This window comes from Sulfurospirillum arcachonense DSM 9755 (genome assembly GCF_000597725.1).
Lineage (GTDB): Bacteria > Campylobacterota > Campylobacteria > Campylobacterales > Sulfurospirillaceae > Sulfurospirillum_A > Sulfurospirillum_A arcachonense.
Genome location: NZ_JFBL01000001.1, coordinates 76,150 through 89,693, shown reverse-complemented (window position 1 = coordinate 89,693; position 13,544 = coordinate 76,150). Strand labels below are relative to the sequence as shown.

The 13,544-nt window shown below is 30.1% G+C and carries 15 protein-coding genes; 11 read left to right on the top strand and 4 right to left on the bottom strand.

From position 1 onward, the window contains the following. Window position 1 precedes the first annotated feature (1 nt). The gene (locus K354_RS0100445) at window positions 2–754 is read left to right on the top strand and encodes an urease accessory protein UreD (RefSeq protein ID WP_024953545.1); all 753 of its coding nucleotides are present in this window, start codon (window positions 2–4) and stop codon (window positions 752–754) included. A 37-nt stretch (window positions 755–791) separates the two neighbouring features. Here the strand turns inward: K354_RS0100445 and K354_RS0100440 are convergent, their stop codons facing one another. From K354_RS0100440 to K354_RS0100425, 4 genes are read right to left on the bottom strand one after another with little or no spacing between them, the layout of a single operon-like run. Further along, entirely contained in the window at window positions 792–1,520 is a 729-nt protein-coding gene (locus K354_RS0100440) for an amino acid ABC transporter ATP-binding protein (protein WP_024953544.1), read from the bottom strand. Next, window positions 1,507–2,157: an amino acid ABC transporter permease gene (locus K354_RS0100435; RefSeq protein ID WP_024953543.1), complete on the bottom strand. Its 651-nt coding sequence runs from the start codon at window positions 2,155–2,157 to the stop codon at window positions 1,507–1,509. Before K354_RS0100435 ends, K354_RS0100440 begins: the two co-directional genes overlap by 14 nt. Further along, window positions 2,158–2,838, bottom strand: a complete 681-nt coding sequence (locus K354_RS0100430; RefSeq protein WP_024953542.1) for an amino acid ABC transporter permease — start codon at window positions 2,836–2,838, stop codon at window positions 2,158–2,160. It lies immediately after the preceding gene. A 16-nt stretch (window positions 2,839–2,854) separates the two neighbouring features. Further along, on the bottom strand, window positions 2,855–3,634 hold the full coding sequence (locus K354_RS0100425; protein ID WP_024953541.1) for a transporter substrate-binding domain-containing protein: 780 nt from the start codon (window positions 3,632–3,634) through the stop codon (window positions 2,855–2,857). A 254-nt stretch (window positions 3,635–3,888) separates the two neighbouring features. On the opposite strand from K354_RS0100425, the gene K354_RS0100420 reads away from it, so the two are divergent. The 10 genes from K354_RS0100420 (at window position 3,889) to ureG (ending at window position 13,360) form a co-directional block, all read left to right on the top strand. After that, window positions 3,889–4,584, top strand: coding sequence for a GntR family transcriptional regulator (locus tag K354_RS0100420; RefSeq protein ID WP_024953540.1), 696 nt, complete (start codon window positions 3,889–3,891; stop codon window positions 4,582–4,584). Continuing rightward, window positions 4,581–5,507 carry an allantoinase PuuE gene (gene puuE, locus K354_RS0100415; RefSeq protein ID WP_024953539.1) on the top strand — a complete coding sequence of 309 codons (927 nt, stop codon included), beginning with the start codon at window positions 4,581–4,583 and terminating at the stop codon, window positions 5,505–5,507. The genes K354_RS0100420 and puuE overlap by 4 nt, the downstream gene beginning before the upstream one ends. Beyond that, window positions 5,504–6,508, top strand: a complete 1,005-nt coding sequence (alc, locus tag K354_RS0100410) for an allantoicase (RefSeq protein WP_024953538.1) — start codon at window positions 5,504–5,506, stop codon at window positions 6,506–6,508. The genes puuE and alc overlap by 4 nt, the downstream gene beginning before the upstream one ends. Continuing rightward, window positions 6,505–7,026 carry an ureidoglycolate lyase gene (locus K354_RS0100405; RefSeq protein WP_024953537.1) on the top strand — a complete coding sequence of 174 codons (522 nt, stop codon included), beginning with the start codon at window positions 6,505–6,507 and terminating at the stop codon, window positions 7,024–7,026. Before alc ends, K354_RS0100405 begins: the two co-directional genes overlap by 4 nt. Further along, a complete protein-coding gene (locus tag K354_RS0100400; RefSeq protein ID WP_024953536.1) occupies window positions 7,027–9,195 on the top strand; it encodes a malate synthase G in 2,169 nt (722 codons plus the stop codon). It begins immediately after the preceding gene. Window positions 9,196–9,271: 76 nt separating this feature from the next. Then, window positions 9,272–9,952, top strand: coding sequence for an urease subunit gamma (locus tag K354_RS0100395; RefSeq protein ID WP_024953535.1), 681 nt, complete (start codon window positions 9,272–9,274; stop codon window positions 9,950–9,952). 1 nt (window position 9,953) lies between these two features. After that, window positions 9,954–11,657: an urease subunit alpha gene (gene ureC / locus K354_RS0100390; RefSeq protein ID WP_024953534.1), complete on the top strand. Its 1,704-nt coding sequence runs from the start codon at window positions 9,954–9,956 to the stop codon at window positions 11,655–11,657. An 8-nt stretch (window positions 11,658–11,665) separates the two neighbouring features. Next, the gene (locus K354_RS0100385; protein ID WP_024953533.1) at window positions 11,666–12,100 is read left to right on the top strand and encodes an urease accessory protein UreE; all 435 of its coding nucleotides are present in this window, start codon (window positions 11,666–11,668) and stop codon (window positions 12,098–12,100) included. Next, window positions 12,075–12,764, top strand: a complete 690-nt coding sequence (locus K354_RS0100380) for an urease accessory protein UreF (RefSeq protein WP_024953532.1) — start codon at window positions 12,075–12,077, stop codon at window positions 12,762–12,764. Before K354_RS0100385 ends, K354_RS0100380 begins: the two co-directional genes overlap by 26 nt. Before the next feature lie 8 nt (window positions 12,765–12,772). Further along, window positions 12,773–13,360 (top strand): urease accessory protein UreG, encoded by a 588-nt coding sequence (gene ureG / locus K354_RS0100375; protein WP_024953531.1) that lies wholly within the window; start codon window positions 12,773–12,775, stop codon window positions 13,358–13,360. Window positions 13,361–13,544: the final 184 nt, after the last annotated feature.

The following is a 13,544-nucleotide window of genomic DNA, read 5'->3' as shown; positions in this document are numbered from 1 at the left end:
AATGAGTATAAAGTTTAGTTTGAAAGATGACAGTTTTTTTTTAGATAAATTAAAACTACCCTCACGTTACTATTATTTTAACAAGCAAGAAAATTATATAAAATTACTTAATATTGGGGAAGGAATTTTCCCTCAAGACAAAATTAGAACTTCTATTAGTCTCAATAATTCAAATCTCATTTTGACAACAGAATCAGCTACAAAGATTTATCCATCTAAAAAAGAGTATGGAATAAATAAAATAGATATAAATATAGAAAATAATTCAAATTTAGAGTTTTTAAATGATGAACTTATTTTATATAAAGACTCAAAATATATTCAATTTTTTAATTTAAATTATGATGATAATTCTACTTTTTTTTACTCTGATATTTTAAGTAGAGGAAGAAGTTTTGAGGATTTTGATTTTTCCAATGTTTTAATGAAAAACACTTTTTCTTTCAACAAAAAACTTGAATACCTAGAAAAGTTTGATGTAGTAGGTGATGATTTAAAAGATTATATTATTAGAAAAAATAGTGATAATTTTTTATTTTTAAAAATTTATATTACAACAAAAGATAATAAAAAGTTTTTAGATATATTAGAACAAAATAGTTTTAATTCATTTACATATACAAAATCAAAAGACCTACTCATAGGCTCTATTAGCTCAAACAATATGAATGATATCAAAAAAGTTCAAAAAGTTATTTGGGGTTTATACAGACACTTTTTAGGAAAAAATGAGTTTTCTTTAGGCAAGCAATAAATATTATGCCACTACTAAAATAGTGGCTTAATAAGTATTATAAAACAGAAGATAAAAAGTTTTGTAATTCAGGTGTTTGAGGATTGGCAAAAACTTCATCACTTGGACCAGTTTCCCAAACTTTTCCATCGTGCATAAAAACAACTCTATCACCAATATCCTTAGCAAAATTCATCTCATGCGTTACAAGAACTAAGGTCATACCCTCTTTGGCTAAATCTTCTAGTACTTTTAAAACTTCACCAACTAGTTCAGGGTCAAGTGCAGATGTTATCTCATCACATAATAATATTTTAGGAGACATTGCAAGTGAACGAGCTATTGCTACACGTTGCTTTTGACCACCTGAAAGACTATTTGGATATTGATCAAACATTTTATCCATACCAACTTTTTTAAGACACTCTAAGGCAAGTTCTCTACACTCTTTATCTTTTTTTCCTAAAACTAGTTTAGGAGATAGCATTACATTTTGTCCAGTAGTTTTATGAGGATATAGGTTAAATCCTTGAAAAATCATGCCACATTCTTTACTGAGTCTTCTTAGTTGTATATCATTTGTAGTAACTTCTAAATTAGATACAACGATATTTCCCTTTTGATGATTTTCCAACCCATTTATACATCGAAGAAGTGTACTTTTTCCTGAACCTGATCTTCCTATTATAGAGACAACTTCGCCTTTTTTTATCTTAAGATCAATTCCTTTAAGCACATGTTTTTCTCCATAATACTTATGTACATTCTCGATACTAACTAGAGACATTTAATTTCCTTTCTAAATATTTGCTATATCGTGTTAGAGGATAACAAATTACAAAATATAAAATTGCAACCATTGCAAAAACTTTAAATGGCTCAAAGGTTACATTATTTAACATCGTTCCAGCTTTAGTAAGCTCAACAAATCCAATAATTGAGGCAAGTGCAGTACCTTTTACAACTTGAACTGAAAAACCAATAGTTGGAGCTGTTGCTACTCTTATTGACTGAGGAATGATTACATGTACCATTGATTGATAATAGTTTAATCCCAAAGTTTTAGCAGCTTCCCATTGTCCTTTTGGAACAGAGTTTAAACAACCACTCCAAATTTCACACAGATAAGCACTTGTAAATAAAGTCAGAGCTAAACTAGCAGCTGTCCATGGTCCAACTTCAATCCCAAGTAAAGGCAATCCAAAAAATGCTAAGAACAGTTGCATTAGTAAAGGTGTACCTTGAAAAATTTCAACATATATTCTTATAAATGCTGATAAAATGGAGTTCTTTGTCATACGCAGTAAGATAAGTATCCCTGCGACTATCCCTCCACCTACAAAGGCGATAAGAGATAATAAGATTGTCCATCTAGCAGCTAATAATAGATTTTGAAATATATCTAAGGTTGTAAAATCACTCATTTAATTTCCCTCTTTCATTGCTTTTGTTTTAAAGAGTTTTTCACTTACTACTGTAAGCACAAATCTTAAGACAATTGCAAAAATTAAATATATTCCTGTAATTAAAAAGTATGATTCAAAACTCAAAAATGTACGAGACTGTATAAAGTTAGCTGTAAAGGTTAACTCTTCAACAGATATTTGAGATAACACTGATGATCCAAGCATCACAATAACACATTGACTAATCAGGGCTGGGGATATTTTATTAAAAGCTTGTGGTAAAATTATATGAATAAAAATTTGATACCATTTTAATCCTAAAGTTTTACCAGCTTCCCATTGACCTTTATCGGTTGCTTCAATACCTGCTCTAATAATTTCTGTGGAGTATGCTCCAAGATTTATAACCATAGCAATCATACCAGCTTCTAAAGCTGTTAATTTAAAACCAATAGTTGGTAATCCAAAGAATATAAAAAATAGTTGCACAATGAATGGTGTATTTCGCACCACTTCTACAAAACCACCAACTAAATTTTGTAAGAACTTATTTTTTCCTACTCTAGTTGCTGCTCCAATAATTCCAAAGCTAACACCTAAAATAGTTGTTAAAATAGTGATTTGTATAGTTAATATTATACCCGACACTAAATCCTTATAATAAGGGAATAAACCCACAAAATCTAATTGGTAATCCATCTCTTTTCCTTATATTTTATAAATCTTTTGGAAGATCTATTTTTAACCATTTTTGAGATGTTGTATTTAATTTTCCATTTGCTTTTAAATCTTTAATTAAACCATTTAAATAAGCAGTTAGTTCTGGTTGTTTCTTTTTAAGACCAATATAACAAGGAGAATTTTTTATTGCAAATTTTGTTTCTGGTGCTGTATTTGGATATTTTTTAGCAATATCACTTACAATAATATTTCCAGTTGCAATCAACTTAACTTGTCCAGAAACAAAAGCTGAGATTGTTATACTATTGTCTTCAAATCTTTTAATAGTAACAGATGAATCAACTAGTTTACTTAATTCTATATCTTCTACAGAACCACGAGTTACACCTACTGTTTTACCTTTTAAATCAGCTGCTGATGATACTTTTACATCTTTAGTTCCAAATACTCCTAAGAAAAAAGGTGCATATGCATCTGTAAAGTCAATCGCTTTTTGTCTTGCTGGATTTTTACCTAAGCTTGAAATAATTAAATCAGCTTTTCCTGTTTGCAAATAAGGTATTCTATTTGCACTAGTAACTGGTACTAATTTTAGTTTTACGCCTAAATCTGTAGCAATATATTGTGCCATATCAACATCATAACCCTGAATGCTCATATCTTTTGCTACTGAACCAAATGGTGAAAAATCTTGAGGAACAGCAACTTTAATTACGCCTGATTTTTTAATATCAGCTAATTGATTTGCATTTAATAAACTTGCACTTAGTAGTGCCCCTATAGCTACTGCTTTGAATAAAACATTTTTGAACATCTTTTTTCCTTTTGAAAAATATTGTTGACACTTATAGTCTATAATCTAGAGATTTAAACTACAAAATATCAATCGTGTGAACAATTTTAGACAATAATGACTAGATTGTCAACACAATAATTGTATAAAAAATAACCATATTCATCTAATTAACTGTTTTATTTCTTAAAATTGTATATTTTCTATACAAATATTGTCTACAATTATTTTAGACAATATTGTATAATTACGGAATATATTTGAAAGGAGTATAGATGGAAAACGAAATTATAGAGCTTTCAATAGAAGAAACTATTATTAATTACATATTTGACGAAATATTTGATAAGAATTTTCAACCAGGTATGAAACTTCCTGAAAGTGCATTTGCTCAAACATTTAATGTAAGTAGAGATTCTGTTAGAAAAGCTTTTAGTCAATTACAAAGTATGGGTATAGTTACATATAAAAAGAATCAAGGTTTTTATTTAAAATGGTTGACCCAAGAAGATACTAAAAATGTATATGCTGCAAGAAATATAATAGAAGTAGGAATAATCACTATAATAACCCAAAAATACTCTTTAGGACAAATTGACTTATCCTCACTAAAAAATGAAGTAGAAACAGAAAAGTACCTAAAAACTACCTTTCAAAATGGAGAATATGTAAAAACATCATGTGATTTTCACCTTAACTTAGCTTTTTTAAGTGGAAATGAGTTTTTAATCAATGCTTTAACTCCTCTAATACCACTAAGTATCTTAGCGGGACTAGTTTATGAAGATAGTACTTCTCATTTTTGCTCATATGATGAACATAACAATTTAATTAAAGCAATTGAATCAAATGACATAGAATATGCAAAAAGTATTATGAATCACCATTTACATCATTGTGTAGAGGCTTTAAACTTTGAAAAAACCAATAAACAAATATCATCTATAATCAATTTAAAAGTACAATCATGAATTTTGAAGAACAATACCCAAGGGATATGATAGGTTATGCAAATGAGCCTGTTCATCCAAAGTGGCCAAATAAAGCAAAAATAGCTTTACAATTTGTACTTAATTATGAAGAGGGAGCTGAGAGTTCAATCTTACATGGAGATGAAGCTTCCGAAGTATTTTTATCAGAGATGAACAATCCAGAAGCTTTTATGGGACAAAGACATAAGTCAATAGAATCACTGTATGAGTATGGCTCTAGAGTTGGAGTCTGGAGGATATTGGAACTTTTTAAAGAATTTGATATACCTATTACTATTTTTGCAGTGGCTATGGCAGTGGCTAGAAATCCAAAACTTGCAGAATATTTAGCAAAGTATGACTATGACATTTGTTCTCATGGCTATAGATGGATTAATTATCTAAATATTAGTAAAGAACTTGAACGTGACCACTTATATAAAAGTATCGAAGTTTTAGAAAAGATGATAGGCAAACGTCCTCTTGGTTGGTATACAGGACGAGATAGTGAAAATACAAGAGACTTAGTAGTTGAAGAGGGGGGATTTTTATATGACAGTGATGCATATAACGATGACTTGCCATATTTTGCACCGGAAATTACAACAAAAGAGCATTTAGTAATTCCCTATACCATGGATAACAATGATATGAGATTTGTGCCAAGTGGCTTTAATAATAGTGACCAATTTTTTAATTATCTAAAAGATAGTTTCGATGCACTCTATTTAGAAGGTTCGTATGCACCTAAGATGATGTCAGTTGGTATGCATTGTAGGATTTTAGGAAAGCCTGGAAGAATAATGGCTATGAGAAGATTTTTAGAGTATGTGAGAAATTTTGATGATGTTTGGTTTTGTACAAGATTAGATATTGCACAGCACTGGATAAATAATTTTGGAAATATAAAAGGTAATAAATGATTAATGTAACAAGTTTAGATTTAGGAACAAAAGTTTTACATGTAAGCGATGATTTTTTTGCAAATGCAGAGCGTATGTTAGAGGAAAGCCAACCAGTATTTAAAGATGAGTACGATGAGAATGGACACTGGATGGATGGCTGGGAAACTAGAAGAAGAAGAGATAGTAAAAATGATTTTTGTATTATTAAACTAGGAGCAAGTTCTAAAATAAACTCTTTTGAAGTTGATACTGCTCACTTTAAAGGAAACTATCCTTTAGCTGTTTCTATTATGGCTTGTTGTGCAAAAAATATAAAGGATGAAGAGCTTACTAAGCATCCTGAAAATTTTGAGTGGAAAGAACTACTTGTGCAAAGTGATTTAGAGGGAGATACAAAACATGATTTTAAATCTTCATGTCAAGATGAAGTTACACACTTAAGAATGGATATTTTTCCTGATGGTGGAATTGCAAGATTTAAAGCTTTTGGAACAATTTGTTTTGATGAAAAACTTTATGATAAAGAAAATATCAATGTCTTATCTATGTTACATGGAGCAAGAGCAGTTAGCACAAATAATGAATTTTTTGGGGAACTCAAAAATATATTAAAAGAGAAAGATGCCTTAAATATGGGTGATGGTTGGGAAACTAGAAGAAGAAGAAAACCTGGATTTGATTGGGGCATAATAGAGTTGGCAAAACCAGCTATTATTGATAATATTATGTTAGATACAAACTTTTTTAAAGGTAATTTTCCTGATTCTTTCTCTATTTGTAGTGCCTTTGTAGAAGAGTCAACCGATAAGTCAATCGTAACACAAAGTATATTTTGGGAAGAGCTAATACCAAGTCAAAAACTTGAAATGGACAATAAACACTACTATGATCAAAGTGTTTTACTACACAATAAACCAATTACACACATAAGAATAAATATTTTTCCTGATGGTGGAGTATCAAGACTCAAACTTTTTGGTAAATTTATAAAAGATGAAGAGTTAAAAGATTTAGTATGAGAAAAGTTATAAAACCAGAGATTCTTACAAAGATAAGTTTTAAAAAGTATGGGAAAGTAATCTCTTGTGAAGATAGTGATTCAAAGATTATCAATGAAGGTTTTGCCAAAAAACATTATGAACTATGTATCATGGATGCAAATGAAAAAGGTGGAAAATCGACTCTTCATATCTATGAAGCAAAAAAAAGAGAATTTCCTTTGAAAATCTCTATGTTAGAAAAACATCCATTTTTTTCACAAACTTTTATGCCAAGAAGTACAAAACCTTTTTTGGCTGTTGTTGCATTAGGAGATAAAAAACCTGACTTATCTACTTTACAAGCATTTATTACCAATGGTAATCAAGGGGTTCATTACGATAGAGGAGTTTGGCATTTTCCTTTGATAAGTTTAGAAGATAATGAACAGTTTATTGTAGTAGACAGAACAGATTGTAAAATCGAAGAAAATAAACTTGAAGAGTGTATTGAGTATCACTTTGAAAATGAAGAAATAATATTACATAAGGATAATTAAATGGGTAAATATACAAAGGTTGGAACATTACAAGTTGACAATGAACTATTAAATCTAATTAATCAAGAGATTATTCCAAATACAAATGTTGAAGTAGTTCAATTTTGGAAAAAATTTGAAGATATTATTACTGACTTATCACCAATAAATAAGGCACTTTTAGAAAAAAGAGATGAGTTACAACTAAAAATGGATGCTTGGTATAAAGATAATATTTATAATGAAAATGATTTGCGAGAATATAAAAGTTTTTTAAAAGAGATTGGTTATTTAGTTGAGGAGAAAAAAGATTTTAAAATTGCAACTGAAAATGTAGATGAAGAGGTATCTTTACAAGCAGGCCCTCAACTAGTAGTTCCTGTTAAAAATGCCAGATTTGCTCTTAATGCTGCAAATGCAAGATGGGGAAGTTTATATGATGCTCTTTATGGTACAAATGCAATTGCAGAAGAAGATGGTTTACAAATTACAAAAGAATATAATAAAAAAAGAGGTGAAGCGGTAATTACTTACGCAAAAGAGTATTTAGATGAGATTTTTCCACTTAAAAATGCTTCACATAAAAATGTTAGTTCGTATACAATAGTTGAAGGTAAGTTACAAGTTACTCTTGATAAGGGGTTGGCTACTAGCTTAGAAGATGAGAGTAAATGTATAGGATTTACTGGAGATAAACTAAATCCTAAATCTATTGTATTGAAAAACAATAACTTACATGTAGAAGTTTTATTGGATAAAAATAATTTTATTGGAGCAGAAGATAAAGCAGGAGTAGCAGATATAATTGTTGAAGCGGCAGTTACTACTATTATGGATTGTGAAGATTCTGTTGCTGCTGTTGATGCTCAAGATAAAGTTGAAGTTTATAGAAACTGGTTTGGTCTTATGAAAGGTGATTTGAAAGAGACCTTTTTAAAAGATGATAAAACTATAACAAGAAAATTAAATGAAGATAGAGTATATACAACTTTAGATGACAAGAAACTAGTTTTACATGGAAGAAGTTTACTTTTTATAAGAAATGTAGGTCATCTTATGACAAGTCCTGCTATCTTAGATAAAGATGGAAATGAAGTTTATGAAGGTATTATGGATAGTATGATCACCGTTTTAGCTGCTCTTACTGATATAAATAGTACCAATATAAAGTCAAATAGTAAAACAAAAAGTGTATATATAGTAAAACCAAAAATGCATGGACCTGATGAGGTTTCTTATGCTGTAAATGTTTTTGAGAGAGTTGAAGAAGCTTTATCTCTACCAAAAAATACAATAAAAATAGGAATTATGGATGAAGAGAGAAGAACAACCATAAATCTAAAAGAGTGTATAAGGGAAGCTAAAGAGAGAGTAGTATTTATAAATACTGGATTTTTAGATAGAACAGGTGATGAGATTCATACTTCTATGCTAGCAGGTGCATTTGTACCAAAAACAGATATGAAACAGCAAACTTGGATTAAAGCTTATGAAGATTGGAATGTTGATATTGGCTTAAAGTGTGGATTACAACAAAAAGCACAAATAGGAAAAGGGATGTGGGCAATGCCTGATGAAATGGCTGCTATGTTAGATCAAAAAATAGCCCATCCAAAATCAGGAGCAAATACAGCTTGGGTACCTTCACCAACGGGTGCTGTTTTACACTCTATTCATTATCATAAAGTAAATGTACTAGCAATACAAGAAGAGCTTAAAAATAAATCAAGAGCAAGTTTAGATGACTTGTTAACTCTTCCACTTTTAAAAGATACTTTAAATAAAGAACAAATCAAATTAGAATTAGACAATAATTGTCAAGGGCTTTTAGGATATGTAGTCAGGTGGATTGATGCAGGGATTGGCTGTTCAAAAGTACCTGATATTAACAATATTGGACTGATGGAAGATAGAGCAACATTGAGAATTTCTTCGCAGCATATTGCAAATTGGTTGGAACATGGTATTTGTACAAAAGAGCAAGTAATGGATTCTTTAAAAGCTATGGCAGTTGTGGTTGATAAACAAAATAAAAAGGATGCAACATACAATCCTATTGCTCCAACTTTTGATGGTATTGCTTTTAAAGCAGCGTGCGATTTAATCTTTAAAGGTAAAGAGCAACCAGCAGGTTATACAGAACCTATACTTCATGAATATAGAAGAAAATATAAAAATATAAATGAATAGTTTTTATACAAATAAACAAAAAAATATTTTGATGAATTTGATATACTCAATTACAGATATTATTTAAGGAGATTAAATGTTTCTAACTAATCGTGAACAAGAAAAGTTAATGCTTTACACGGCTGCAAAACTTGCCCAAGAGCGAAAAGATAGAGGGTTAAAGTTAAACTTTCCAGAAGCAACAGCAATTATAAGCTCATATATAATTGAGGGTGCTAGAGATGGTAAAAGTGTAGCTGAACTTATGGTAGATGCTACAAAAGTTTTATGTGAAAATGATGTGATGGATGGAATCGCTTCAATGATGCATATGGTTCAAGTAGAAGCAACTTTTAACGATGGTACAAAGTTAGTAACAGTACACAATCCAATTACTTTAAGTAAAAAAGCAGATATTGAACCAGGAGAATATTTTATCTCAAGTGGTGAAATATCTTTAAATGAAAACATTGAACTTACAACTATAGAAGTTGAAAACAGAGGTGATAGACCAGTTCAAATTGGGTCACACTATCACTTTTTTGAAGTAAATAAAGAGCTTTGTTTTGATAGAGCACAAGCTTATGGTAAAAGACTAGATATTCCAGCTGGTACTTCAGTTAGGTTTGAGCCAGGGTCATCTAAAGAAATCAATCTTATAAGTTTTACGGGTAAAAGATATATGAGTGGATTTAATGGTTTGGTTGAAGGATTCTTAGATGATGCATCAACAAAAGAAAATGCTATGAAAAATTTAGAAAAGTTTTTAGGAGTATAGTATGAAAATATCAAAAGAAAAATATGCTTCAATGTATGGACCAACAACAGGAGATAGATTTAGACTCTCAGATACATCTTTAATAGCAAAAATAGAAAAAGATTATACAATTTATGGTGAAGAGAGTAAGTTTGGTGGTGGTAAGACCATCCGTGATGGTATGGCTCAAAGTCCGACAGCTGTTGATGTTGCTGATTTGATTATTACCAATGCTACTATTATTGATTATACAGGTATATATAAGGCTGATATAGGAATTAAAGATGGGATTATTATAGCCATTGGAAAATCAGGAAATCCTAATTTATGTGATGGAATTACAGAGGGCTTAGAGATAGGAGCCAATACAGAGATACTTTCAGCTGAAGGTAAAATAATCACAGCAGGTGGGATTGATTCACATATCCATTTTATATCTCCTGGTCAAATTGATGAAGCACTTTCAAGTGGAGTCACTACAATGATAGGTGGAGGAACAGGACCAAATACTGGAACTAATGCTACAACTTGTACTCCTGGAGAGTGGAATATAGCTAAGATGATACAAAGTGTAGATAACTTTCCACTAAATTTTGGTTTCATGGGTAAAGGAAATAGTTCTTGTAAAGAGGCATTAGAGTCTCAAGTAAAAGCTGGAGCTATGGGACTTAAACTACATGAAGATTGGGGAAGTACACCAAAAGCTATAGATACATGTTTGAGTGTTGCAGATGAGTTGGATGTACAAGTAGCAATTCATACAGATACTTTAAATGAGTCAGGATTTGTAGATAATACAGTGGATTCTTTTAACAATAGAACAATCCATACTTTCCATAGTGAAGGTGCTGGTGGTGGTCATGCTCCTGATATTATGAAAGTTGCAGGGATGGCAAATATTTTACCGTCTAGTACAAATCCAACTTTACCATATACTAAAAATACAATTGAAGAACATCTTGATATGCTTATGGTGTGTCATCACCTTAGTCCAAAGATTCCTGAAGATGTAAGTTTTGCAGAGAGTAGGATTAGAGGAAAAACAATTGCAGCTGAAGATGTACTTCACGATATAGGAGCTATTAGTATAACGAGTTCTGATTCACAAGCAATGGGAAGAGTAGGGGAAGTTCTTATAAGAACTTGGCAAGTTGCAGACTCTATGAAACAACAACGTGGAGCGCTAAAAGAAGATGATAAAGAGAGTGATAACAATAGAATCAAAAGATATATTGCAAAATATACTATAAACCCAGCTATTGCTTGTGGGATTGATGAGCATGTTGGAAGTGTTGAAGTTGGTAAAATGGCTGATTTAGTACTTTGGAATAGAGCATTTTTTGGAGTAAAACCTGAAATTATCATTAAAGGTGGTTTTATAGCTCTTTCTTTAATGGGAGATTCAAATGCTTCAATCCCAACACCAGAACCTAGTATGTATAGACCTATGTTTGGAAGTTTAGGAAAAGCAAGTGCTAAAACATCAGTGATTTTTACTTCTAAAGTAGCATTAGATAGTGGCATAAAAGATAAACTAGATATTGATAAATCAATGTTAGCTGTTAAAAATACAAGAAATATTGGTAAAAAAGATATGAAGTTAAATGATTTTATAGGTGATATTCAAGTAGATGCAGAAACTTATGATGTAACAGTCAATGGTGAACTAATAGAATCAAACTATGTTGAAACTGTGCCAATGGCAAAAAAATATTTTATGTTTTAGGAAGTTTGATGATTAAAAAAGTTATAGAAGTTCAACACAATGTTATATCAGATGATAGAGTTGAGCTTAGCTGGTATGATATGCAAAAACCAAATCTATCCGCAGTAACACAAAATGATAAAGAGTTTATAATAAAAATCAAATTTACGCATCTTCATGAAAAAGATGTGTTGGTATGTGAAGATGGATATAAAATAGAAGTTTTAAAAGATAAAGATGAGATATATGAAATAACTTTTGAAGAGAGTTTGATGTTTGCAAAATATGCCTATGAGATAGGAAATAGACATCAGCCTATTTGTATAGAAACTCAAAAAATAACTATCTTGGATGATATCTCTTTATCCGATATTATTGTGGCATTAAAGACAGAAAATGGTGTACATGTAAAAAAAACAAGAGGATATTTTCAGCCAAATGGAAAAGCACATCACTCACATTAATGCCTTAAGTAGGTTTTTACAGATTCTTGATGGGAGTTTTCCTTCGGGCGCATTTGTTCACTCTTTTGGACTAGAGCCTCATATTGTTCTTGAACAAGTGCAAGATAAAAATACTCTTAGAGATTATTTTAATAATTTGATTATTGATCAGTATCAAAGACTAGAGTTTGTACATGTAAAGAAAGTGTACAAACTTTTACAAGAAAATAGGTTAAATTTAATTATAAAAGAAGATGAAAAGTATGCTGCTATGCTGAATTTTGATTATGCAAAAGCATCAAAAGATATGGGTGAAAACTATTTAAAACATATAAATTTTGATATTTCAAAAGAGATAGTAAAAAGCTATTTTGAGTTTGTTAAAAGTAATAAAGCAGTAGGCAATGAATTAACTATTTTGAGTGTTTATACATATGAGTTAGATTTGGATTGTACTATGTTTTTACTGTTATGGTGCAAAAAAAGCTTGATAAATATTGCCTCTGCTTCTTTAAAAATTTCAAGAATCAAACCAACAGAAATTCAACAACTACTCTTTGAATTTGATGAAGTTTTAGAAAACTACATAAATGATAGCTCAAAAAGGATAAGTAATTTTAATCCTCTTTTTGAAGAGGTTATATTTCAACATACTAATCTAGAGCCAAAACTTTTTATGACATAAGGAACAAAATGAGTATTAAAGTAGGAATAGCAGGACCAGTGGGAAGTGGAAAAACTTCTATTATTGAGTATTTAACAAATTTGTTACAAAGTGAATACAAAATTGGTATTGTAACAAATGATATATATACAACAGAAGATGCTAATTATCTAAAAACAAAACTTGATATAGATAGTGACATGATTATAGGTGTAGAGACTGGTGGTTGCCCACACACTGCTATAAGAGATGATATATCTATGAATTTAAAAGCATGTGAGTATTTAGAAAAAGAATTTCAACCTGATATTATATTTGTTGAAAGTGGAGGAGATAATTTGTCTGCTACATTTTCTTATGAATTGGTTGATTATTATGCTTATATTATAGATGTTGCTCAAGGTGGAGATATCCCTCGTAAAAAAGGAGCAGGTTTACTCTTTTCTGATTTATTAGTTGTAAATAAAACCGATTTGGCACCTTATGTAGGAGTTAATTTAGAACAGATGAAATCAGATGTAAAAGACAATAGAAAAAATAAACCTTTTTTGTTTATCTCAAATCAAGAAGAAGAGACTATTGTCAAACTCAAAGATTGGATAATAGCTCTTTTATAGCTTGAACTTAAGCCAGTTATATTATTTTTATTATCATTTTTTAAAGATTTAGTTAATAAAAATATTCTACAAACTTTTTATTATAAAATAAATTGTAATAATTAATAATTAATAATTTTTCCGTTTTTTTATATCTATATATTATTCCTTTTAGTAATATAATCCAAATTATATTAAGGATTTG